Genomic DNA, 23959 nt, shown 5'->3' with positions numbered 1-23959 from the left:
ATTGATTCAGCACACCTGAACGAACAGTTCGAGACCGTGTTCTCGGCAAGCCCCGAGCGAATTTTCTTCGCACCGGGCCGCATCAACTTGATCGGCGAACATACCGATTACAACGGAGGCCACGTCTTCCCATGTGCCATCACGTTCGGCACGTACGGGCTCGTCCGGAAGCGTGAGGATGAGCTGATTCGCGTCTACTCGCTCAACTTCGAGGACGTCGGCATCATCTCGTTCCCGCTGACGGACGGAACGTATGACGCGCAGCATGACTGGGCGAACTACGTCAAAGGCGTCGTCGCGCTCCTGCGCGCGGACGGACACGCGGTCGGAGGATTCGATTTCCTCCTCGCCGGCAATATCCCGAACGGCGCCGGCTTGTCGTCATCGGCCTCGCTCGAACTCGTGACGGCGCTCATGATCAATGAGGTGTACGGACTCGGTCTCGAACGGATTGACCTCGTCCATCTCGGACAGCGTGTCGAGAACGACTTCATCGGCGTCAACAGTGGCATCATGGATCAGTTCGCGATTGGCATGGGAAAAGCGGACCACGCCATCCTGCTCGACTGCGACACGCTCCATCACGACTACGCACCGATCAAACTCGACGGCTATGACATTTTGATCATGAACACGAACAAGCGTCGTGAACTGGCCGACTCGAAATATAACGAGCGCCGCACCGAGTGCGATACGGCACTCGGCCTCCTGCAACAACACTTCGACGTCGCCTCGCTCGGACAGCTGTCGGTCGAGACGTTCGAGACGGTGGCGGACGAGCTCCCGAAGACGCTCCGGAAGCGGGCACGTCATGCCATCTCAGAGAACGAACGGACGAAGCTCGCCTTCACCGCGCTAGAGGATGGACGGCTCGACGCGTTCGGTCAACTGATGAACGACTCGCACGCGTCACTAAAATCTGACTACGAAGTGACAGGCCGCGAGCTCGACACGCTCGTCGCCGCGACGCAAAGTTGCGACGGCGTCATCGGCAGCCGGATGACAGGCGCCGGCTTCGGCGGCTGTGCTATCGCTATCGTCGACAAGACGGCGACGGAAGCGGTCATCGAGACCGTATCGACCGTATATGAAACAGAGATCGGCTACGCGCCGACATTTTATATCGCGTCCGTCGGGGACGGCGCGCGTGAACTCGTAGAGGAGGAAGTGAAATGAGTGTACTCGTCGTCGGAGGGGCCGGTTATATCGGCTCCCATGCAGTCCGCGCCTTGCTTGCGCGCGGGGAAGACGTCATCGTGATCGACAACCTTCAGACCGGCCATATCGAGTCGGTGCCGAAACAAGTCCGTTTCTATGAAGGGGATATCCGCGACCGTGCCTTCATGGACCAGACGTTCGCGAACGAGTCGATCACTGAGGTGCTCCATTTCGCCGCCAACTCGCTCGTCGGCGAGTCGATGGAGGAGCCGTTGACCTATTACGACAACAACGTCTTCGGGACACAAGTGTTGCTCGAGACGATGCGCAAACACGGCGTGACACGGATCGTCTTCTCCTCGACGGCCGCGACATATGGCGACCAGGACGAGATGCCGATCCGCGAGACGGCCGCGACGAACCCGACGAACACGTACGGGGCGACGAAGCTCGCGATGGAGACGATGATGAAATGGTGCGACCGCGCCTTCGGTATCCGTTTCGTCGCGCTCCGTTACTTCAACGTCGCCGGTGCCGACTCGACCGGTGAAATCGGTGAGGACCATATGCCGGAGACACATCTGATCCCGCTCGTGCTTGAAGTGGCGAACGGGAAGCGTGACGCGATCACCGTGTTCGGCGACGATTATGAGACGCCGGACGGGACGTGTATCCGCGATTACATCCATGTGCAAGACCTCGTCGACGCTCACGTGCGCGCTCTCGATTATTTGAAACAGGGCGGTGCGAGCGACGTGTTCAATCTCGGAACGGAGACGGGTCTATCAGTGCTCGAGGTCATCGAGGCGGCCCGTCGCGTGACGAATCATGCCATCCCGGTGCAGATGGGCGTCCGTCGTGCCGGTGACCCGGCGATGCTGATCGCGTCACCGGACAAGGCGAAACAAGTACTTGGCTGGGTACCGGAATGGTCGACGGTCGATGTCATCCTCGCCGACGCCTGGAACTGGCACAAGCATCATCCGGAAGGCTATAAACATGTCGAAGGGGTGAGACGATGATCGAATCAACGATTGAAGCGCTCGTCGAGGCGGCGATTCGGGAGGAATTGATCACGGAACAGGACCGCATCTATGCGCGGAACCGTGTCCTCGCCCGAATCAATCAGCTCGACTTCACGAAACCGACGTTCGTCCCGCACGACTCGATTCCGAACTTGCTCGAGACGTTGACGGAGCATGCGGTCGAACGCGGGCTCGTCGACGACTTGCTGGAAGAGAAGGACCAGTTCATGGCCGAGGTCATGGACGTGTTCGTCTCGAAACCATCTGAGGTGACGCGCACGTTCAACGCGCTTCGAGCTGCCGATGTTGAAGCGGCGACGGATTTCTTCTATAAGATGAGTCAGGCGTCGAACTATATCCAGACGAAACGGATTGCCAACAACATCACGTACAAGGCACCGACCCGCTACGGCACGCTCGATATCACGATCAACCTGTCGAAGCCGGAGAAGGACCCGCGCGAGATTGCACGGGCTCGCCTGCAACCGACGCCGGAGACGAACTATCCGAAAGGGTTGCTCGCGATTGAGAACGAAGGCTACGGCGGTCACTTGAAACATCCGGCCCGGGCCAATCACCGCATCATCCCGCTCACACTCGGCGGACAGGCGTGGTCGTTCCAATATTCGCCGTACTTGTACTACAACGAACACTCGATTTTGTTGTCGAACGACGTGCGGGACATGGTCATCGACCGGGGCGCGTTCGAGCGTCTGCTCGATTTCGTGTCGCAGTTCCCGCATTACTTCGCCGGGTCGAACGCGGACTTGCCGATCGTCGGTGGATCGATTTTGACGCACGACCATTATCAGGCCGGCCGCTACCGGTTTGCGATGGACGATGCCAAGGTCGTCTCGACGTATCGCTCGGACCGTTACGATCAAGTCGAAATCGAGACGCTCTATTGGCCACTCTCGGTCGTCCGGCTCCGCTCACGTCAGAAGGAGCAGCTCGTCATGTTGGCGAATCAACTGCTCGGTCACTGGCGCGAGTATGCCGAAGGTGACATCGTCCCGTATTCGGGTGAGACCTTTCACAACACGGTGACACCGATCGCGCGCCGCCGCGACGGACGCTATGAATTAGACCTCGTCCTTCGCAATAACCGGACGAGCGACGAGCATCCGGACGGCATCTTCCATCCGCACGCCGACGTCCACCACATCAAGCGCGAGAATATCGGCTTGATCGAAGTGATGGGACTCGCCGTATTGCCGGCCCGACTGAAGACCGAACTCGAACAAGTCGTCCAGTATGTCTCTGGTGAAGACGTCGAAGTCGCGGACATGCACCGTGCGTGGGCGGACGAGTTGAAGACGAAAGAAGGCGACGCGAAGACGATTGTCGATCAGGCTGTCGTCGACAAGTTCGTCAAAGGACTCGAGGATGCGGGCGTATTCAAACAGACGGTGGAAGGGCAGGAACGTTTCACCGCGTTTATGGCTTCGTTTCTCAGCCAAGTCGATAAAGTGGAGTACGGAGCGACGACTACGGGAATGAACAGGTAAACTAGTTGAAGTAGGTGAGCCAGTTGAGAGAAGCAACGATTGAAAACAAGAACGGCATGCGCTTGTCTGCCATTTCATACGGATGTGCCATGACCGAGTTGACGGCACCGGACCGTGACGGGAACATGGACTCTGTCATTCTGAAATATGGGAGTCCCGAGCAATACCTGGAGAACCCGGTTTATCTTGGTTCTGTCGTCGGACGAATTGCCGGACGGATCCGCAATGCGGAGATTGATGGTGTAGCCTTGACCCCAAGCGAGGCCCCGCATCATATCCACGGTGGAGACGACGGCATCACATCCCGACATTGGGACATGGACGTCGAGGGGCAGGCGATTACGTTTACTTATCTAAGTCCGGACGGGGAAGAAGGCTATCCCGGCAACGTCACGTTCAAGGTCGTCTATGAGTTGACGGACGACAACGAGCTCGTCGTCACGATGACGGCCCAGACGGACGAACGGACGTGGGTCAACTTGAACCATCACAACTATTTCAATCTCGGCGGACGACCGACGATTCACGATCACGTATTGACGCTACCGGCCGACCGCATCGCGAAGCTCGATGACGAGTCGCTGCCGACGGGCGAGTTGCTTGAAGTAGAAACGACACCGTTCGACTTCCGTGACGGGAAGCCGGTCGGTGAGGCGATTTCGTCGGAGGACGAAGCCATTGTAAAAGCTGGAGGACTTGATCATCCATTCATCTTGAAGGACGGGGTGACCCGTCTACACGATCCGGTGAGCGGACGCGTCATGGACGTCGAAACGAACCAACCGGTCATGGTCGTCTATACGGCGAACTTCCTCAGTGAAGAGACACCGGTCACGCTCGAGGGACGGCAGAAACATAGTGCGATTTGTCTCGAAGCCCAAGCGTTCCCGGACGCACCAAACCATCCAGACATCGCCACATCGATTGAACTAAACCCCGAGGAGTTGTATCACTCGAGGACGGTTTATCGGTTCGGGGTGGAGTCAAAGTAAAGTATTAAACTATAGTGATTAAACGGCTTGAACTCTGATTTCCGAAGAGTCCAAGCCGTTTGATTTAAAAATCAATATTTATATAAGATGGTTGCACGTGTAGTAATTTAGCAAATGTTAAGTGTCAGAAAAATTGCATTGTCGAGTTATAATTAGAAATAATTACTATGATTGGGAGGGATGAAGGTGGGTGAACGGTTAAGACTTGATGTAGAGTTTCATGGTGAGCATGTTGCAACTGCCTATTACAGATGGGGTGGTCTCCCTAGCATGGCTATCCAACTAGCAGGCGTTATTTTAGAGTCGCTTCGAAAGAACGAAGAGAAGGAATTGATTCCTATGGTTTACTATGCGCTTTCTTTTACAGGCGCGGCTGTAGAGCCGACAAATCAAGATTACCTGAATGCATTAGGTTATGAGTTTGAAGACGTTGAACCAATGATGGAATCCGGTGGGGTAATTTGGTTTTCAAAAGAAACTAAAAACTTATCAAGCACAGACTACGAGTTGAAAATTCGCCTTGAAAATTCAACTGCCGATTTAGAAAATGTACTTTATCATTGGAAGGTTGATGAAGATTCGGAGGCGTGGAGATATATGGATCCGCAACGAAATGAAATGCCTTCGACTTCATGGGAAATGAATCTCACCAATTTGAATGAAAAAGATCTTGTAGAGCTTCATAAAGTATCTCAAAAAGCTGTTTCAACTAATTCTCTCTTCACAATAAAGGGGAGAAAAGAACTTTTTGATAGTCCGCTCTAGAACATTACATGGATAAATGAATAAAAAAGTTGTATGCATTTTCAAAGATGAATTGCATACAACTTTTTAGTCGATTTACTCCGGGAATTCTTGAATCATCAATTGCTTATTTACTTCAGAAACAAACTCGAAAAACAGTCCTTGCTTAACGATCTCCTGTCCTAGCCCATTACTCTCTTTAATGATGATGGTTTGGACAACATCACCGAATCCAATCGTTACCCAGTATTTTTTATCCTCAATAACTTTTTCCCAAGTAGAATTCACAAATTTGCCTGTGTCGTTTCGTACTTCGACCGTAACTAGGTCCCATTCATTAGTATTAAACTTTAGCAGAGATTGAATGATGTGTGCTGGGATGTTTCGCTCGAGTTGTCGCATACTGAAATGCTTACCATGTAGTTTCAAAACTCTGGGACTTTGAAACTTATGTTCTACACGCTCAAATAAGGGAACAGGGCCATAAAGTACATGAAAACGAGTTGTCTTAAAGCGGATTCCCAATGTCATCACCTCAATTTATATATTTTGTCTGAAGCAAGCAGAATGACTTTAAAGTTGTCTAAGATATTTTTTACGCAACGATAGAAGTGTAGCTAGTTTTAGAATTGGAGTTCAATTCGCTCGCCATCAATATTTTGAATGTGAATGTTTCCTGACTGATCTCGATTACAAGCGGGGCAATGGACGTCCCAAGTCTCAATTGAAAGTGGATTATAGTTTTCCGAACTATATTTTAACAAGCGCACATTTTCTGGTTCATCGGCTGTATGGTAGTCTGTTACGCCTTCTTTTTTACACAAGTGACTGACCCAAGTTTCTGTGCAGTCACAGACGTACGTCCATTTATATGCGCGTTTTTCAGACGGGTAAGCGATGCCTCGTTGAGTTGAACCACAAGCGGGACAATAGTTCGTATTGCCATTGTACTGATGAAGAATGCGCTTTATATAAGTTCTAAGACTGTTAGTTTGATCGGGCGTTAGATGATAATGGGAATGCGTATAGGCTGTTTCGCCCTCAAGCAGTTGTACATTCCAGTTTTGCATGAAGGAGCTATGGACTAATGTTGTACTAGTCATTTGAAAATGTGTTCCAGTTAAGTCATTAATGTAACGCTTCCTAGAATGTATTAGGTGATTACGCAATAGATAACTATAATGTTGATTTTGATAAGGTAGATGGCTTACATCCAAAGCATGATGGTTATATGATCCTTTCCGTGTGTTTTTAAAAGAGACAACAATATCGGGTTGTCGAACACTCTTGTCATCTAGAACAATTTTAGGCGATAACACAACGATGAGCCGGTCCTGTGTTTTTGCGTGACTGAAATGCATAACCATGCCATTTAAGTGTTGATATTGATTTTGATGTTTAAGCAGACGTTCGAGAATTGAAGCACGGGGCACAAACTGTAGTTTCATACATTCTACGTAAAGTTTCAAAAGTGCCCATATATCAAAAAGTCTTGGAGATTCAAACATTTGATAAGTTAGCGTTTTTGCGTTTAAGGATAATTGAGGAAATAGGTTCATAATTTGTTGATACGACTTCATCAATTTTTTCTCTTGCTCACTAGGATCCAACGAAAGTTGAAATTCTTCTAAATCACTGCCGTAGTCGTTGAGTAAAGAGGTTGCATAAGGGATAGAGTGAAGACGATTCAACATATGTTGCAGCATATTCATATTAGTTGTTAAACGGCTAATACTCTCTTTGAGCATAGCCTGTTTTTTATTGATAGCGGCTGTCATACCGTGGTCAGCGCCAGGGCGTGGAAGGGTGGCGGTGTTTTGCCGAGTCTGAAGTTCATCCCGTAATTGCTTGTGATGTAATGATAAAATTTGATATTCGTGATTCAATACGTGCTGTATGTTTCGTGACAAGACATTAACAGTTGAATAAGGATTAAAGGCATTTTTCTCCAGGAAAACAAAATCCGTTAAGACAATGTGCACGTCATTCATAAACTGATCAAAGAACAATTTTAATTTGGGGGAATCAAAACGTTCAGCTGAGACATCTTGCCCAGTGAAATAGCTGGGATTCACCTCGAACATTGTCATCATATCTCTAATTTCAGTTCGCAATAATTCATATTGTTCGATGGGAATTGTTAAAGGTAGAGCAATCATTTTCTCCTTTGCGATCAGTTGTCCGTGACTGTCGTATGCTTCGATTGTCAACTTTCCACAACTATAAAATAGTGCTTCTTCATGTGGGGTAGGAGTTAGATACCATAGCTCTTCATGCTTTAAAGAACGTGTCAAACGTAATTTGAAATGGCCGGACAGTACTATTATAGATGCACCCTTTACGTGGACGCCCAAGTGAATTTGGTGAGCGTCTCTTTTTTCGTGTTCTTGAAAGACGTAAGTTCCTTTATGTTTGCGTAACTCGTTAAGGATATGAGTCGTAACTTGGTTCGCACTAGGGACAAATGCGCTTCGACGTTTTGGATAAGTTAGGATAACTTCGAATAGCTTCAAGTATGTCACTCCTATGATTTATTAATTTGGTCCTAGAAAGAATGAATTATTATTAATTAATACTATTTTCAATTGTCAACTTGAATTTATAGTAGAAGTTAATGCTTTTTAGCCAAAAATTAAATTAAACATAAATTGTATATATTTAACTTTCAAAAAATCGAAATGAATATAGAGGTAATAGATGCTATAATTTTATAAGGTAAATAATATCATATTTAAGGAGAATTTTATGTCTAAAGTAATAGGTGGAAGTACAGGCCAAGCACGTCCGAAAGTCATACCAGGTGGAACAGGAAAGAGTAGTTCGGGTACGAATCAACAAGGACGTTCAAAAGTTATACCAGGTGGAACAGGTAATAGTGGTTCGGGTACAAATCAACATGGAACTCGTAACTCGAACAATTCGAATAGCTCAAATAATTCGGATTGTTTTGTAGCTACAGCCGCATTTGGCACGCCTTTACAGCACGAAATTCAGGTTCTTCGTGATTGGCGTGATCGGTCGCTTCGATATACAAGTGGCGGTCGTAAATTTATTACGGGTTATTACAAGTTTGGGCCGATAGTAGCAAGCTTTATTAATAAATATCCAGTTTTTAAAGCGCCAGTACGTTATATGGTCAAATGCATTATTCATTTAATTAAATAAGGTCGTGACTTGTGGAATTACAAAAACAATTTAAAAAAGAAATACTGCAAACTGAACTTCACTACTTACAGTTGCTTTGTATACAAGAAACTATTAACAGTCTAGAACATACTTTTTGGAAACAAGAGAAAGGTTGGCCGGAGTCAGCAAAACGTTGGCAAATCGAGATGGACTCATTAAATGAGAACGCGAAAAAAAAACGATATATAACAGAACTTTTATCGACTTCATTGGCCGATAAATTTGTACCGAAAGGATATCCAAAGGAAACCTTTAATTTCATACTTAATTTATACGAGAACTCTAAACGATATGAGGAACTTTTAGAAGAATTTGTTCCAGGTCGAGTAGTTTCTATTGAGGAACTACTCTTTTTTTCTAAACAAATTCAATTTATGTTGGATGATGCACAAAACCTATTGAAGATTTTCCCATATGAGAAGACATCATTTTTAATCAAGGTTTTCAAACGTAATGAATCAGAATATTTCTTGAATACGTTACATCAATTTTTTAAACAATAACTTATAGAAGAATAAGGGTGAATAATGATGTGGCTAATAAAACTATTTGTGAGACTCGGGAGGAAAGCGAAAATGCGAAAAGGTTTGTGGGAAGACGACCGGCCCCTTGGATACCTTCAACTTAATGAAAAGTCAATTAAGCCTCTTAGTCCGTCCATGAAAGACGTAAAGCAGGCATACTCTACCGCCATTAAACAATCGCCTTCTTTCACGATAGAGGAGCTCTCCCATTTAAACGATTGGATTCAGTATCGTTTATTTAATATATATTTGACAAAAATTATCTCAGCTATAAATAAAGATATAAGCTTGTCGGAAGATACTAAGGCAGCATTTTTGTTTAATGCTAAGCGCACAACATCTTCGTTAAATGAATCAGACGAATGGATTTATCTAGGTTCACAGTTGGTAGATCAGTTGAACGAATTTTCACTAGAAGATCAAATTGAGGTGATGAAGTACCCTAATCATGAAAAAACTTGGGACATAAAAAATCAAATTATTAAATCCCGAATGATTGAAACTTTGATAATGAAGAAAGATGACTTTGCCAAGATGTATAAGCAAGTCATTGAACAGGCGACTATTATAATCGATTTGTTGGAAGCGTATGGGTTGTCATTAAATGAATTTAAGATTGAAGAAGTCGATATTCAGTTCGATGAAGTTTTAAAAGCAATGCAGATTTCTTACTTAAAGCTAGAAGCAGGCGACCGTTTAGAGTTAGAAAAATGTATCACCGTAGATGTTTGCGAGACAAGTGATATAACAAAAGAATTTTCAATAAAAACAATTTTACAAAAAGGAATTACTTGGAAAGGTGAATTACATCGTAAAGCTTCAGTTGTTGTATACCGTTGGGAGGAAGAATTAGATGACTAAAATTGTAGGTATTGACTTTGGAACAACTAACTCGTTAGTTGCTTTTGCACAAAACGGAAAAGTTCGGACAATTCAAAGTGAAGATATTGAACGTATCTTACCTTCGATTGTTTGTAAGTTTGATGGTCAACTGATTATTGGAAAAGAAGCAAAAGAAAACTTAGGAGCTTTCTCTAAAGGAGACGGAATAAAAGAAATAAAAAAAGACATTGGTAAAGCTAAAAGAATAAAATTCGATGGTCGTTTAATGTCGCCGTATGAAATTGCAGCTATCATTTTAAAGAAAATTAAGCGGAATCTACAACTTTATTTTAACGAAGAAATTAAAGATGTTGTCATCACAGTCCCTGCTCAATTTTCAGATTCTCAAAGGAAAGAAATAATTCAAGCCGGCGAGGCAGCAGGATTTACCGTTCGAAAAATTATTAATGAACCTACAGCAGCTTTGCTTACGTACGCAGCTGAAAATTCTATTCAAAAAGAGACGGTCCTTTGTTATGACTATGGCGGGGGTACCTTTGATGTTTCGATTGCTGAAATTACAAGTAACTATAATGGCCAAAAGGTAAAAATATTAGCGACAGGCGGTAATCGAGAGTTAGGTGGTAGCGATATTGATAAGTTGTTATTCAATGTTGTTAATCAGGAATTAAAACAAATGCGAGGTTTCTCATTTAACGGGCAAAAAACAAACTTAGATTTTGGGGCACTTCAAATTTTTTCGGCTGTTGAAGCCTTGAAAATTGATTTGACTGACAAAGAGGAAGCATCTATAAGCATCCCGAATCTTCGAAAGCCAGACGGTGGAACAATCGGTTATTTTAGAAAAATGAAAAGAAGTGAATTTGAATCGTTAATTAGTAAAGAAATTGACAAGACGATTCAAATCGTCCTCAACGTAGCGAGGGAGAGTGGTGTAACACTCAGACATATCGACAAGGTACTACTAGTCGGCGGTAGCAGCCGAATCCCATTCGTAACAAAACAAATCAAGTCGAAACTTGGTATTCCTGCAACCTTTGGAAACATTAATCCTGATGAATGTGTAGCTATTGGTGCAGGTATTGAAGCGGCAAATCTATCAGGAACGTCACTGCTAAAGAAAAACGTCAGTATCACCCGTGACGTATGTCCATTTACTTTAGGCTTAAAATATGGCGATGGTGTCAGTAATGATTTATTTGATCCATTAATCACGAAAAACTTCCCTTATGGTGAGGAATTTAGTGAAGAGTACTCAACTGCTTTAAATAGACAAAACACGATGGAGCTTGAAATTTATCAAGGCGAATCGAACTATGCTAGTGAGAACGAAAAAGTATGCGATTTTGTGGTGCGCAACATTCCTGAACGTGACGCTGGAAAAGAGAAAATTCGAATTACTTTCAAATACAATACAGATGGTATTTTATCAATTCGCGCAAAGGTATTAAGCACGGGTGTTGAGGTGACTCATACACACAAATATGGCTATAGCGTTGAAGCATCTCGCGCTACAAAAAATAAGGTTGAATCACACTTTATTCAGGATGATAAAGTCGAAGAGGCAATCGCGATGGTAGAATCTTTGAAAAAACATAATGCACACCAAGATAAAAATCGTATCATCGAAGCAATTAAATATGAGAATAAAGATGAATTAGATGATATTATGGCGGGCCTTTTAGACTAGTCGATCAAAGTGAGGTATGAGGGATGAAAAATATTATATTATTACCCCGAATTGTAGATGATTTAAAGACGATATACGATGAAATGAATAAACCGCTAACTGATATTCCATCTATTATGAAGAAAGAATTTTGTCCGAATAATCGTGGTCTCCTGTATTTTGAAGAAGGTAGTTATATAAAAATTTGGTCTAAACATTTAGCACTTGTTTGTGTTGGGGCAAACGAAAAAGATAGTTTGAAAGTCGTTTCAGTTAAAACAGTAAAAGATTTTCAGTATCACTTTATTTTAGAACGGGGGAAAATCTTAACTGGGGATTGGACGTTCGTGATGCCAAATGATACGCGTCGTTTACAAAAGAACAATCACAGTCAAAATGAATCTTCTATGAGGTTTATTGAGGACGAACTGAGAAAGAATAGTGAAGATTCTTTTTCAATTGACGATGGTGTTGCGTTTGCAAAATATATCGCGTACTGGGAAAATCACGATATTGTAAAAAAATATCAAGAAGAAGCTTTGTTTGAAAGAAAAACAGCGTCTATCGCACAATTTAATCGTTTTACGATTGATTTTGATAAAGAATTAATTAAAGTTCAACTAAACGAAGGTAACTCTGATTATAGAGTAGATGAGAACATTGTAATTGCGTCTGAAGACGTATGGCAGAGACGTTATCAATTAGACAATGGTCATTTAAAGACATTACGAGGCTTCAATCTAGGTCGTGTAAGAAAATACCATAAAGGTAATCGTATACTTATTATTCACTCTAACTCCTTGACCATCCAAAAATTAATGGAAGATAAACGATTGAAAACAGGTTATTTATGGGTTGATGATGTCGGATCAAAATCTAAACTTAGACGTGAAAGTGAAGCTTTAAAAACCTTATTTAGAGGAGAAAGTGTAAATAAGCAACTAAAAAACTTTATTCCTGAAATTGGTTCGATTAAAAATCCCGTTGTGAATGAACAGGTTAAATTTGAATTGCTCTCTGATGGGTTCCATGAGTTCAAAGACAAGCAAAAAGAAGCTGTCTTAGGTGCTCTAACTTGTAGTGATATTTATCTTATTCAAGGTCCTCCAGGCACTGGCAAAACAACCGTAATTAGCGAAATTATTCAATATCTAGTAAATGATAATAAAAAAATTCTATTGTCGTCTCAAACAAATTTAGCAGTCGATAATGTTTTACAGCGTATTGGTCAAAAAGAAAATGTGCGCGCTATTCGAATTGGTCCGAAAGAAAAATTTGAGCTTGATAGTATTCAATATTCACTCGAACATCGAGTCGAAGATTTACAGAATAAAATGACAACTACGTTGAATGAACGTCCTAATCATTTCAAGGTTGTAAAGGAAATGATGAAGAACAGTACAACTTTGCTAGAAGCTCATCGTTATGTAAAAAAAGAGATTAAACCGATGATTAATATTAAGAAAAACCTTATCACTTATGAAGATATACTGGGCAAGACAATTAATGAAGAGAATCACTTACAAAACAAACTAGACGACAAGAAGAGTGTTGCACAGATTCAGCATGCAGCAATTGAAGGGCATGCAGGTGTCTTAGAACAATTGAATAAAATTCAGCAAAATAGTACGAACACTTTAACAGAAAATATTATGAGTGCTGACATAATGGATGAAATACACCTATCAGATGAAGATACTTACAATGTACGTATTTACAAAGGTTTAGTGAATGAAATTCAAATAATTATTGCTGAAGTAAAACAATTAAAAGAAGATCGAGCGAATTCTATTATACTGATGGAACAAATTGTAAACGACATGAAGTATACGAATTTACGAATCGAAGGGTTAGAAGCACAACGCCCTGAATTATCGGAGCAAATGCAAACTTATCTTATGCATGACGTAAACAACTTCAAGTTGACGATTGAAGACTTAAAAGTAGATTGGCATGAGAAAAAATATCAACTAACAAAGCTTGACGAAAAAATTTCGAACTTAAATGTTAAAGCTTTAAACTTACGCAATTTAGCACTTGAAATTAAAGGAGTAATTGAGCAAACAATCATTCAAAATCGTCATATTTGGGAGAAGTATTTTAATACTTCTACGATAACTAAAGAAAAATTCGTAGATTTGTGGGGTCGAATTGATAGTTTTAAAGAAGAATTTTCATCAGTGATTCAACATACACAACTATTAACTAAGTTGGATGACTTTAATAAAGCCGCTTCTGTTCAAAAGGAGTTGGTAGAACTACAGCAAATGCTTGACGCACTGAAAATAGAAAAGCACAAGAATCAGAGGTATGTATCGAGATTTAATGAGTCATTAGTTAGTTATGCGCAAAATAATCTATTGAAAGTTTATATGGCTTATTACGGTATTCAATTTGATCAGCTAGAAATTGAACAAGAATTATCTCGAACACATGCGTTTATTTCTACATATGAGAAGAATGTAGAAGAGTTAAAATTGTATGAATCGACGCTAGATATTCAAGAGGAATGGAAGCAAAAATTAGCATATTATCAGCAAAGCTTTGAGGATATTTATATTAACACCTCAAATTTAATTAGTGCAACTTGCTTAGGTATCGCCTCAACGACCAATAACCATTTCCTAGATACAGAGTTCGACTACGTTATTTTAGACGAGGCTGCACGTGCTTCAAGTATGGAATTGTTGATTCCTTTGATTCGCGGTAAAAAAATTGTACTTGTTGGAGACCATAAGCAAATTAGTCCAACGTTAGAACGTGATATTTTAGAGAAATTAGAACGAGATAATGTGGTCAATACCACTGAAATTAACTCAGTTTATAAAAAGTCTTTATTTGGCTTATTGTACGAGGATGCACACGATCAACTTAAAACATTTTTAAATAAGCAATTCCGTATGAATCCAGATATTTCTCATGTTGTCTCAAAATATTATTACGACGGGAAATTATTAGATGGTGAGAACGTACATTTCAAAAAACATACGTTAGAAACTCATCTATCTAAAGCATTTTATTGGATAGATACGCCAAACTCACCTCAGTTTTTCGAAAAGAAAGAAAGCACGTCGTTCTACAACGAGGGTGAGATTCAAACGATCATTGCTGTATTAGAATGGTTGAATAACAAGCTACAAGTTCGAAAATCTCTAGGGATTATTAGTCCTTATAAGGCTCAAATGAATAAACTCTTAGAAGTTATTGATACTGAACAATATCCGATGCTTGATATTGAAATCAATACAGTGGATGCCTTCCAAGGGCGAGAAAAGAATATTATCATTAATAGCCTTGTACGTAACAATAAACAAGGGATTGTAGGTCACATTCGTCAGGATTCGCGCATGAACGTAGCATTATCACGGGCGCAAGAATTATCTATTTATGTGGGTAATGTTGATTTTATTCGTAGCAATAAATCAAAAGTTTTCAAAATCAATAGCATGATTAACGATTCAGAACAACGGAATACGGTTTTACATGCGAATGATTTTTTGAAAGATGGTGAAACCGTATGGAATTAATGAAAATAGAACAGATCCATGAACGTTACGAAGAGTTTATGGATGACTATCGCTTAAAAGGCTCCTATAGTGTCTGGATTCCGTTTTTTAAAGTGACTCTACAGATGAACTATTTGTATGAAACTGAATTAACGATGACAGAAGATTTTGTTTGTAAATGCATTGAGCGCGGTATTGCAACTAAATCAAAAATCATGTTTGTTTTAGCATTGGATGAAGAAGTATTTGATATGGTGATTGCCCCCTTATTAGATAGTGACTATCTAGAGGAACGGGTTGAGGACAGTCAAATATTTTACAGGTTTACTGAACTTGGAAAAACTCTTATTGAAAAAAGAACACGGTTTGAACCGAAAACAATGATGACCGACTGGTACTATGACGGCCTAGGAGATAAGTACAAATTAGATTTTTTCTCGACTTCTCATGAACACCGGTTTAAAAAAATTAAGGAAATCTCGAAAGAGAAAGACCAGTTGATTATTACTCCGACTGTTTTTCCAAAGTATGAATCAGACTTGCATTTTCAGTTGCTTGCTCGTCAAACGATTGAAAAGATCGATGAAACAGATCAAGCAGAACAAGAACAGATTACGTCTAAAAGTATTGTGAATATTGAACATTTTGAATTACTAGCAGACCGAGAAATCTATTACCACGAATACCGTGTACTTGTTTTTCAGAATGACGCAAATGAATTTAAGTTAATTGCTCATGATCCATGTGGCAAAGACTTTGTTGACCAACAAGTCACAGAATCCATTATGGAATTAGCAGAGGATGGATACTTTGCTGATTTACTTGTTGATGAACCGGAACAGGTTTCAATCGATGGGATTTTAACGGCATTAAAAAATTATGCCACTGAAATGCTTAGTACACGATTGGCGACAGTTGTTAATGATGAGACTTGGGTCGAACGAATCAGTCAACAGAATATAGACGAAGTAAATGCAGGTCAAAGTACAGAGATGATTGAGAAGATCGAGCACGTAGAGCCTTTAGAGGAAATGAATAAAGACACGTACCTCCAACTGGCTCAAATTGAAGAATACCGACAGTCGTTAGAAAACATTGAACATTTAGCACCAAAAGATATTTCCATACAGTACATTATGAACTACAAAATTCGTGAACAATTTCTCGAGTACTTAAAGAATGCAGAAAAATCCTTATACATCATTAGTCCATGGATGAATAACTATGTTATCAATAGCGAATTTAAGCGCGATTTAGAAAATTTACTTAAGCGTGGTGTAAAAGTTCGTATCATTTGCGGGATTGCTGATTTCACCAGTGACAATCAAGATTATCGTGATAAAAATACACAAAAAATTGCGAACGAACTGATTCGTATTGCTGAACCTTATGATGATTTGTTTGGACTAAAGTTTGGTCAAACCCATGAGAAATTACTTATCTGTGATGACGTTCACTACATTAATGGTAGCTTCAATTTCTTATCTTATTCAGGGGGCGAAGACAAGTATTTTAGAAATGAAGGTAGCACATACTGTCAAGATGAAACTCTTATTCAAGAGACAATTAAGCTACGATTTGATTTTTAAATGATTGTGAAGCGGATGTCTCCAGACGTCCGCTTCGATTGTAAATAAAGCTATAAGTGAATATTTAACAGGAGTGACTAATGAAAAAATTAAGGAAATACTTGTTTAAGAAGTTATATATGAAGTGGGTGCAACGTGATTTTAATAAAAAAATTTCTATGCTTGAGCAATTCAAATTACGCAGACACTTAAATGAAGAGATTCAAATTGATAAACACCTGGAACAAAATGATATTAATTTAAGTAGTAGTTCGATTGATCGGTTGGCAGAATTTGCGATTTCTATGTATAACGACAACGGGGAAGTTACAGCTGCGCATTTAACGCTTGCAGAAGAAGCGGCATTTATCACGCAATCTTTTTCTAATGCATACTTTGAAGCAATTGAGACGAAAGAGGTAAGCCTATTCGATTATTTTGCTATTCCAGAATTAGAAAAAAATGAAGAAGCCATTAAAGCATTGGATGAACAGATCAGCAATATTTCTCATTCAGACACCATAGAAATAGAAGAAATTTTAAGGATGATTAATCGTTATATCGATAAATCACATCGTTCATTTTGGAAGCCCAAAGTGGAGCATTATGCTGTTGCGATATGGTATATCATCTATGAATGTATTGAAGACTTGATACGGTATAGCGATAAGTATGATATTTCCTATGTTGAAGACGGCGAACAGCGATGTCTATTTAACTATTTCAATTTATATATACATGGTGTCATTACTACAGGGAAATTATTATTACCTGAAGATTTACGAGAAGTCATGTTTGCCGCTTCTGCTATCCATCCGGCTCAGGATGATTTTATTGATCGAAATCAAGTCACTGAAGAAATGATTATTCAAATGGAGAAAAAAATAAAGGGAGAAGAGATTTCAAGTGAGTTTGAAGATGTAAACGCAGTGTTCCGCTTAATCGATATTATTTATTCAAAATACCCTGTATCATCTCATCCTGAATTAGTCGAAATTTTGTTAAAGCTTCACGAATGGCAAATTAATTCGTTAGATCAACAGAGTAGAAACTTGGCAGAGGAAGATATTATTAAAATTTCTTTAAATAAAGGTGGCTATGCTTTTGCTTTTTATGGATATGTGGCTTTAGGGGAATTAGACAAAATGGCATTTCGACACTTCTTTGGCATGGGAGCAATTTTTCAATTGATGGATGATTTACATGACATAGAAATTGATTTACAAGAAAACATTAATACTATTTGGTCTAAGCGGATAAAAGAAGACGGCGATTTAGAAGAGGCATTGTATGGACTAGTAGGAGTCCAACAGAATTTTGAGCAGATGACAACTTTGATTCCTTCCCTGAAACGGCCTGTCTTTTTTAGACGCATGGAACTATTTGCAGTTCGCTTAGATTTTCTAAAATTCTATTTGATTAACCTTAATTATTTCAAAGATGATTTTTTAAATAGTGTGAATGTACATACAGGTATAGATTTCGAAAGATTTTCTAAAAAATATAAAGTTGAAATTGACACATTGGCTACTTTTTCGGATTTTAAAGATATGCTACTAACGCTAAAGACACACTTTGTGAATTATAAAAAATAAAAAGAAGGACAAAAGTAGTCTGAGCCAGAATTATAAATTATCGAATCATTCATATCTGGATAAGAGATATCCAATAACAAAATAGGGGATGATATTTTGAATAATGTTGAGCAACAGATTATTCTTGAGATACAAAGGGCTGGAAGGTTTATGCAGTCATATAGACCGAATAAACCATTTGATAATTTGGAATTAGCTTACGGTTTGATGGCATACCAAGATTGGTTAGACGGTGCTATGCAAATTGTTGATAGTTTCGGAATGGGCGAAGAAATAGACAATTATCTTTACAGTTGCAACCAGACCGCAAGAGATGCAGCTATAAATCTTATGAGAGTTGAGTTCAGCGATCCCGGTACCTTAAATGCCATATCAAGGTCTCGTGCTATCAATCCTTCTCAAGAACTTAATCTTGCTAATAATCCAAGCTTAAGTTCTTATAATCCTTATTGGGAAACTTGTCTAACAAGGGCCGTAATACTGTTGTGTAGACAAATGGCTTACTTTTTTACTGGGCGAGAAGGAGATGTGTTTGAGTTCATCGATAAAAAAAATTGCGGTAGACGAGAAGTAAATGGAACAGCAGTAAAAATGTTTAATAGCTCTATAAGTTAATGTAACAATAGAAATCCCTTAAATTCACACGAAAGGATTACCTTTTGTGAAATGGCGTATAGAGGACCTGGGTCCGATATTCTACTGGGTTCAGTCTTTTAGTCGTCTCTTGATTTGACGTTAGTCGTAGTGTTCGATAGAACGCACGAGCTCTCGTTTGAAGTGATTCATGTCATCGAACTCTTCTTTGAAACGCAGGGCAAGGACTTGATAACTACGAAAAAACTCTCGGTGGTACCGTTCTCCATTTCAAGTTATTAGACCTGCTCTTTGAACTTCTAGACCCCCGTCATCTCGTTTGGTGTGTTCTTCTTATAAAAATAAGCAAAAACGTGCTTCACTCCATCGAATTGGAGCGAAGCACGTTTTTGCTTATTTTGGTGTAGCAGAAGAAGACATCACCTCTTCAAACCGCGCCGTAATCTGTTGCGGCCATGTGATGACCCCGCCGCCGACCGCTTGCGTAACGTGGTCGAGCACGTCTTTCAAGAAACTGAAGTCGTCGTGGAAGAGGAGCGAGCCGTTCGTCTCAGGCGTATAGCCGTGGAGCGTCGTCGAGATGTAGTCGAAACCGAGTCAATCTGCTTCGATACAATTCTCAAGTGTCGCATAGTCAGCTATCAACAGTTGATTCAAATAAATCGAACAGATGACGTGGACAAGTGTTACGGTGAAAATCTTTTTAATAAAAATCGAACCAGTCAACGGGACCGGTTCGATTCGCGTGGTTATGTGGTTTTGAGGGGAGGGGTCACTTTTTCGCCATTCGTCGCGATAACTTGCTTGTACCAATCAAAGCTCTTCTTCTTCGAGCGGGTGAGGGACCCGTTGCCTTCATTATCCTTGTCGACGTAGATGAAGCCATAACGTTTCTTCATCTCACCGGTCGAGGCACTGACCAAGTCGATCGGGCCCCAGCTCGTGTAGCCGAGAATCTCAACACCGTCCTTGATCGCCTCATGCATCTGTTCGATATGTTTCGCCATATAGTCGATGCGGTAATCGTCTTCGACGTAGCCGTTCGCATCCGGCGTATCGACGGCACCGAGTCCGTTCTCGACAACGAACAACGGTTTCTGGTAACGGTCGTACAGTTGGTTCGCCGTGATACGGAAGCCGGTCGGATCGATCGTCCAGCCCCACTCCGACTTCTCGAGGAACGGGTTCTCGAGCGAGCTGAAGATGTTGCCTTCGGTCGATGCGTTGATCTCCGGGTCCGTGCTCGTCGTCCGGCTCGCGTAATAGCTGAAGCCGATATAGTCGACCGTGTGCTGTTTCAACAGCTCGAGGTCGCCGTCTTCCATTTGGAGCGTGATGCCGTGCTCATTGAGATAGCGTTTGGCGTAGCCTGGGTATTCGCCACGTGACTGCACATCGATGAAGAAGAACGATTCACGGTCCTTGTCCATCGCGTCCAAGACGTCGTTCGGGTTGCATGAGTAGGCGTACGTCTGACCGGCCGCGAGCATACAGCCGACTTGCATGTCAGGATTGATGGCGTGTGCCGCTTTGACCGCTTTCGCGCTCGCGACGAGCTGATGATGCGCCGCCTGGTATTTCACTTGCTGCTTGTCCTCACCGTCCTCGAACACGAGCCCGGCGCCGATGAACGGCAAGTGGAGCAACATATTGATTTCATTGAACGTCATCCAATACTTCACTTTGCCGTTATAGCGGGTGAACAGCGTCGTCGCGTACGTCTCGAAGAAATCGACGACGCGGCGGTCGCGCCAACTGCCGTAGTTTTGGATAAGGCTGACCGGCACGTCGAAGTGGGCGATCGTGACGACCGGCTCGATGCCGTGCTTCAACAGCTCGTCGAAGACGTCGTCATAAAACTGGAGTCCGGCCTCGTTTGGCTCGGCGTCATCGCCATTCGGGAAGATACGGGCCCATGAAATCGACAGGCGGAGCGCCTTGAAGCCCATCTCGGCGAACAGCGCGATATCTTCTTTATAACGGTGATAGAAGTCTATTGCTTCGTGTGACGGATAAAACTCGCCCGGCACCGGCTCAAGTGACGACAAGTCGCCGAACATGACGTCGAACCGCTTCTTGCCAGTCGGCAACAAGTCGACCGTCGTCAAGCCTTTGCCACCTTCTAAGTACGCACCTTCTGCTTGGTTCGCGGCGATGGCGCCGCCCCATAAAAATCCGTTTGGAAAACTCATCAAATCTATCCTTTCTCAGATAGGGGAGGGACGATCCCTCCCACATTTTATTCGTTAATGACAAACAAGGCTTCGCCTGAGCGAACGTTTGTGGCGCGGCTCGGTGAAATCACTTTCCGGTTCGTGACGATGACCGGTGTCGTGAGGGCACGGCCAGAGCGTTTGATCGCGCCGAGGTCGAACTCGATCAACAGCTGTCCTTTCTCGACAAATTCGCCTTGCGTGACGTGGGCTTTAAAGTGTTTGCCTTCGAGTTGAACCGTGTCCATACCGATATGGATGAGCACCTCAGCGCCCGTCTCGGTCGTGATGCCGATGGCGTGATGCGTCGGGAAGAGGGCGGACACCGTACCCGAGACTGGAGCCACGAGCTTACCTTCCGTCGGTTCGATGGCGACGCCTTGGCCGAGTGAGCCGGATGAGAAGGCGACGTCCGAGATGTCTTTCAAGTTGACGACGTTGCCGGCGAGCGGGCTAAGGATCTGTTCTTGGCCGACTTTCGTCGCTGACACTTCTTGTGAGACCGGTGTGACTTCTGGTTGTGGTGTTGCGGCGACCGCTTTATTGACGCCACCGAAGAGATACGTTAAGACGAAACCGACGACGAAGGCGGCGGCCGTTCCGATGAGTGAGCCGTAGAAGCCGGTCGTGATGCCTTCCGGTGAGATGTTCGACGGGTAACCGAAGACGCCGAGTCCCCCGATCATATACACTTGTGTCCCCATGATGCCCATGATCCCACCACCGACGGCACCACCGATACAGCTCATGATGAACGGTTTCTTGAGCGGGAGCGTGACCCCGTAAATGGCCGGCTCGGTGACCCCGAAGATGCCTGAGATGAAGGCCGGGATCGAGAGCGTTTTGATCTTTTGATTTTTAATGCGAAGGAAGACTGCGAGTACGGCACCGATTTGCGCGAATGAGGCCGCGAAGACGAGTGCGAGTACAGGGTCGGCCCCGAGTGACGTCAAGTTGTTGATGGCGACCGGGACGAGTCCCCAGTGTAGGCCGAAGATGACGAACACCTGCCAGAGACCACCGAGGAAGATCCCGGCGACGAGCGGGCTCAAGTTGTAAACGGCGACTGTGGCGCTACCGAGCAACATACCAGCCCATGTCGCGATTGGTCCGATCAAGATGAACGTGAGTGGGACGATGATGAGCAACGTCAATAATGGCACGATGAACATTTTGACGACGTCTGGAATAACCGTCTTCAAGAAGTTCTCAAGCTTCGCTGCGAAGAACGCCGCGATGATGATCGGAATGACCGATGTCGAGTATGTCATCAAGATGACCGGCACACCGAGGAACGTGATATGGATCGGTGACTCGAACATGGTGCCGGCGAAAACGGTGTAAAGCGGGTCACCGGCCGTGAGCGTCGACAGCGTCGGATAGACGAGCGCCGCCCCGATGGCCATCCCGATAAACGGACTGCCGCCGAACTTCTTAATGGCCGTATAGCCGAGGAAGATTGGGAAGAAGTAGAACAACGAGTCACCGATGGCGTTCAACAGCTGATACGTGCCGGATGTGGCGTCGAGCCAACCGAGGGCGACGAAGAGGGCGTTGAACCCTTTAATCATCCCGGTCGCGGCCAAGACGCCGAGGACAGGGGTGAAGATGCTAGAGATGATATCGATGAACCGGCTGAATAATGATCCTTTCGGGCCTTCCTCTTCTTCAACAGGTGACTGGTTTTGGAAACCGCCGACTTCGACGACAGCTTTATACACGTCGGGGACGTGATTACCGATGACGACCTGGTATTGACCGCCACTCTTCATGACGGTGACGACACCATCCATGTTTTTGAGGGCTTCCGTGTTGGCCTTGCTCTCGTCTTTTAATTTGAAGCGCAAACGGGTGATACAGTGGACGACGCTGTTGACGTTCTCTTTGCCGCCGACTTGCTGGATAATGTCGCGTGCGAGCTGTTCGTATTTCATGTCCATACCTTCCTTTTCCATTGGATTTTACGTTCGCGTCAAATAAAAAACCTGACCCGTGTCAGAGGAAATACGTAAAATCACGTATGCCATCTGACTCGAGTCAGGTTATGCCCACTAAAGGTAACATTCCTGCGCAGGAGACCGTTCAGTTGTTATTTGATACTTGAAATGTAGCACGTGCCAAAACGAAATGTCAACGCTTACATTTACAAATATTCAGATTTCTTTATTCTGTCACAAGTGAGATTTTTTACTTCTATAGATGGGAATCATTTTGAATTGAAACCAACGTGGGGAAGGATTCGTACATATCATTAACACTAACTAAAGGAGCTTTGACCATGAGACGTGAACAACATATCCGCCGCCTTGTCGACTACGCACGGCAAGGAAATGCGAAGACATTCATCATTGGGGCCGCTTCTGCCATCATCACGGGAACGCTCGCCCAGTACGTGTCCCAATACGAATTCGTCGTGCTCGGCATCGGATTTCTAGGCGTTATTCCATTAGTCATTCGCGAATGGAAACTCGGCACGATTCGAGCCTCGTTCAACGACAATGCGACGTATCAGCGGCTCGTCCGGTTGCCGTTTTGGCTGACGTTATGCGGATTGGTCATGCTGTACGCGCTTCTCGGCTGGTACGATTCCGGCTCGGCGGGTCCGTCCTTCTTTATCTTGTTCGCAGCGCTCTGCATGGGGATGTTCGGTCTCCAGCGTGCCTTCGACCGGGTCATCTTAAAGCTCGAGCCAGACTATATCACTGACCGCGAGCTACATCGCGAGTTGAAATGAAAAACGAGGTCTAGACTGACCTAGCTATATGAGACACTAATAAAAACACCTTGATTAGGCTGCCGCCACACCATATTTTATCGGTGTGAGGTAGCCTAAT

Annotated in this window: 18 protein-coding genes; 14 read left to right on the top strand and 4 right to left on the bottom strand. The window is 43.3% G+C overall.

Features of this window, described 5'->3' with window-relative positions; all coding sequences use genetic code 11:
- The 5 genes from KNP68_RS14285 (at position 1) to KNP68_RS14265 (ending at position 5448) form a co-directional block, all read left to right on the top strand.
- Entirely contained in the window at positions 1 to 1176 is a 1176-nt protein-coding gene (locus KNP68_RS14285) for a galactokinase (protein ID WP_214800012.1), read from the top strand.
- A complete protein-coding gene (gene galE / locus KNP68_RS14280; RefSeq protein WP_214799991.1) occupies positions 1173 to 2180 on the top strand; it encodes a UDP-glucose 4-epimerase GalE in 1008 nt (335 codons plus the stop codon). The genes KNP68_RS14285 and galE overlap by 4 nt, the downstream gene beginning before the upstream one ends.
- Complete coding sequence (locus tag KNP68_RS14275) at positions 2177 to 3691, top strand: UDP-glucose--hexose-1-phosphate uridylyltransferase (RefSeq protein ID WP_214799990.1); 1515 nt, start codon at positions 2177 to 2179, stop codon at positions 3689 to 3691. The genes galE and KNP68_RS14275 overlap by 4 nt, the downstream gene beginning before the upstream one ends.
- Before the next feature lie 23 nt (positions 3692 to 3714).
- A complete protein-coding gene (locus tag KNP68_RS14270; protein WP_214799989.1) occupies positions 3715 to 4683 on the top strand; it encodes an aldose epimerase family protein in 969 nt (322 codons plus the stop codon).
- A 186-nt stretch (positions 4684 to 4869) separates the two neighbouring features.
- Entirely contained in the window at positions 4870 to 5448 is a 579-nt protein-coding gene (locus KNP68_RS14265; RefSeq protein WP_214799988.1) for a hypothetical protein, read from the top strand.
- Between the two features lie 75 nt (positions 5449 to 5523).
- On the opposite strand, the gene KNP68_RS14260 is transcribed toward KNP68_RS14265, so the two are convergent.
- Together KNP68_RS14260 and KNP68_RS14255 are read right to left on the bottom strand one after the other, a co-directional pair.
- Positions 5524 to 5952, bottom strand: a complete 429-nt coding sequence (locus tag KNP68_RS14260) for a hypothetical protein (protein ID WP_214799987.1) — start codon at positions 5950 to 5952, stop codon at positions 5524 to 5526.
- Between the two features lie 98 nt (positions 5953 to 6050).
- Positions 6051 to 7940 (bottom strand): hypothetical protein, encoded by a 1890-nt coding sequence (locus KNP68_RS14255; RefSeq protein WP_214799986.1) that lies wholly within the window; start codon positions 7938 to 7940, stop codon positions 6051 to 6053.
- Between the two features lie 232 nt (positions 7941 to 8172).
- On the opposite strand from KNP68_RS14255, the gene KNP68_RS14250 reads away from it, so the two are divergent.
- The 8 genes from KNP68_RS14250 to KNP68_RS14215 all read left to right on the top strand — a co-directional run bounded on the left by KNP68_RS14250 (position 8173) and on the right by KNP68_RS14215 (position 18933).
- On the top strand, positions 8173 to 8592 hold the full coding sequence (locus KNP68_RS14250) for a CFI-box-CTERM domain-containing protein (RefSeq protein WP_214799985.1): 420 nt from the start codon (positions 8173 to 8175) through the stop codon (positions 8590 to 8592).
- Between the two features lie 11 nt (positions 8593 to 8603).
- Positions 8604 to 9116 carry a hypothetical protein gene (locus KNP68_RS14245; RefSeq protein ID WP_214799984.1) on the top strand — a complete coding sequence of 171 codons (513 nt, stop codon included), beginning with the start codon at positions 8604 to 8606 and terminating at the stop codon, positions 9114 to 9116.
- 72 nt (positions 9117 to 9188) lie between these two features.
- Positions 9189 to 9998 (top strand): hypothetical protein, encoded by an 810-nt coding sequence (locus KNP68_RS14240; RefSeq protein ID WP_214799982.1) that lies wholly within the window; start codon positions 9189 to 9191, stop codon positions 9996 to 9998.
- Positions 9991 to 11670 carry an Hsp70 family protein gene (locus KNP68_RS14235; protein WP_214799980.1) on the top strand — a complete coding sequence of 560 codons (1680 nt, stop codon included), beginning with the start codon at positions 9991 to 9993 and terminating at the stop codon, positions 11668 to 11670. Before KNP68_RS14240 ends, KNP68_RS14235 begins: the two co-directional genes overlap by 8 nt.
- A gap of 23 nt (positions 11671 to 11693) precedes the next feature.
- Complete coding sequence (locus tag KNP68_RS14230) at positions 11694 to 15176, top strand: AAA domain-containing protein (protein WP_214799978.1); 3483 nt, start codon at positions 11694 to 11696, stop codon at positions 15174 to 15176.
- The gene (locus tag KNP68_RS14225) at positions 15167 to 16744 is read left to right on the top strand and encodes a phospholipase D-like domain-containing protein (RefSeq protein WP_214799976.1); all 1578 of its coding nucleotides are present in this window, start codon (positions 15167 to 15169) and stop codon (positions 16742 to 16744) included. Before KNP68_RS14230 ends, KNP68_RS14225 begins: the two co-directional genes overlap by 10 nt.
- Positions 16745 to 16863: 119 nt before the next feature.
- Positions 16864 to 18318, top strand: a complete 1455-nt coding sequence (locus tag KNP68_RS14220; RefSeq protein ID WP_214799974.1) for a class 1 isoprenoid biosynthesis enzyme — start codon at positions 16864 to 16866, stop codon at positions 18316 to 18318.
- 96 nt (positions 18319 to 18414) lie between these two features.
- A complete protein-coding gene (locus KNP68_RS14215) occupies positions 18415 to 18933 on the top strand; it encodes a hypothetical protein (protein ID WP_214799972.1) in 519 nt (172 codons plus the stop codon).
- Positions 18934 to 19661: 728 nt separating this feature from the next.
- Here KNP68_RS14215 and KNP68_RS14205 read toward each other — a convergent pair.
- Positions 19662 to 21104, bottom strand: a complete 1443-nt coding sequence (locus KNP68_RS14205; RefSeq protein WP_214799970.1) for a 6-phospho-beta-glucosidase — start codon at positions 21102 to 21104, stop codon at positions 19662 to 19664.
- 47 nt (positions 21105 to 21151) lie between these two features.
- The gene (locus tag KNP68_RS14200) at positions 21152 to 23059 is read right to left on the bottom strand and encodes a beta-glucoside-specific PTS transporter subunit IIABC (RefSeq protein ID WP_214799968.1); all 1908 of its coding nucleotides are present in this window, start codon (positions 23057 to 23059) and stop codon (positions 21152 to 21154) included.
- A 344-nt stretch (positions 23060 to 23403) separates the two neighbouring features.
- On the opposite strand from KNP68_RS14200, the gene KNP68_RS14195 reads away from it, so the two are divergent.
- Entirely contained in the window at positions 23404 to 23859 is a 456-nt protein-coding gene (locus tag KNP68_RS14195; protein WP_214799966.1) for a hypothetical protein, read from the top strand.
- Positions 23860 to 23959 lie beyond the last annotated feature (100 nt).

It is taken from the genome of Exiguobacterium sp. s50, from assembly GCF_018618175.1.
Taxonomy (GTDB): Bacteria; Bacillota; Bacilli; order Exiguobacteriales; family Exiguobacteriaceae; genus Exiguobacterium; species Exiguobacterium chiriqhucha.
This window is presented reverse-complemented; position numbering and strand designations above follow the sequence as displayed.

Bases quoted from the DNA above. Each gene is read 5' to 3' on its own strand.
- galE (WP_214799991.1), top strand. From the start codon at position 1,173: ATGAGTGTACTCGTCGTCGGAGGGGCCGGTTATATCGGCTCCCATGCA.
- KNP68_RS14275 (WP_214799990.1), top strand. From the start codon at position 2,177: ATGATCGAATCAACGATTGAAGCGCTCGTCGAGGCGGCGATTCGGGAG.
- KNP68_RS14250 (WP_214799985.1), top strand. From the start codon at position 8,173: ATGTCTAAAGTAATAGGTGGAAGTACAGGCCAAGCACGTCCGAAAGTC.
- KNP68_RS14240 (WP_214799982.1), top strand. From the start codon at position 9,189: ATGCGAAAAGGTTTGTGGGAAGACGACCGGCCCCTTGGATACCTTCAA.
- KNP68_RS14235 (WP_214799980.1), top strand. From the start codon at position 9,991: ATGACTAAAATTGTAGGTATTGACTTTGGAACAACTAACTCGTTAGTT.
- KNP68_RS14230 (WP_214799978.1), top strand. From the start codon at position 11,694: ATGAAAAATATTATATTATTACCCCGAATTGTAGATGATTTAAAGACG.
- KNP68_RS14225 (WP_214799976.1), top strand. From the start codon at position 15,167: ATGGAATTAATGAAAATAGAACAGATCCATGAACGTTACGAAGAGTTT.
- KNP68_RS14220 (WP_214799974.1), top strand. From the start codon at position 16,864: ATGAAGTGGGTGCAACGTGATTTTAATAAAAAAATTTCTATGCTTGAG.
- KNP68_RS14205 (WP_214799970.1), bottom strand. From the start codon at position 21,104: ATGAGTTTTCCAAACGGATTTTTATGGGGCGGCGCCATCGCCGCGAAC.
- KNP68_RS14200 (WP_214799968.1), bottom strand. From the start codon at position 23,059: ATGAAATACGAACAGCTCGCACGCGACATTATCCAGCAAGTCGGCGGC.
- KNP68_RS14195 (WP_214799966.1), top strand. From the start codon at position 23,404: ATGAGACGTGAACAACATATCCGCCGCCTTGTCGACTACGCACGGCAA.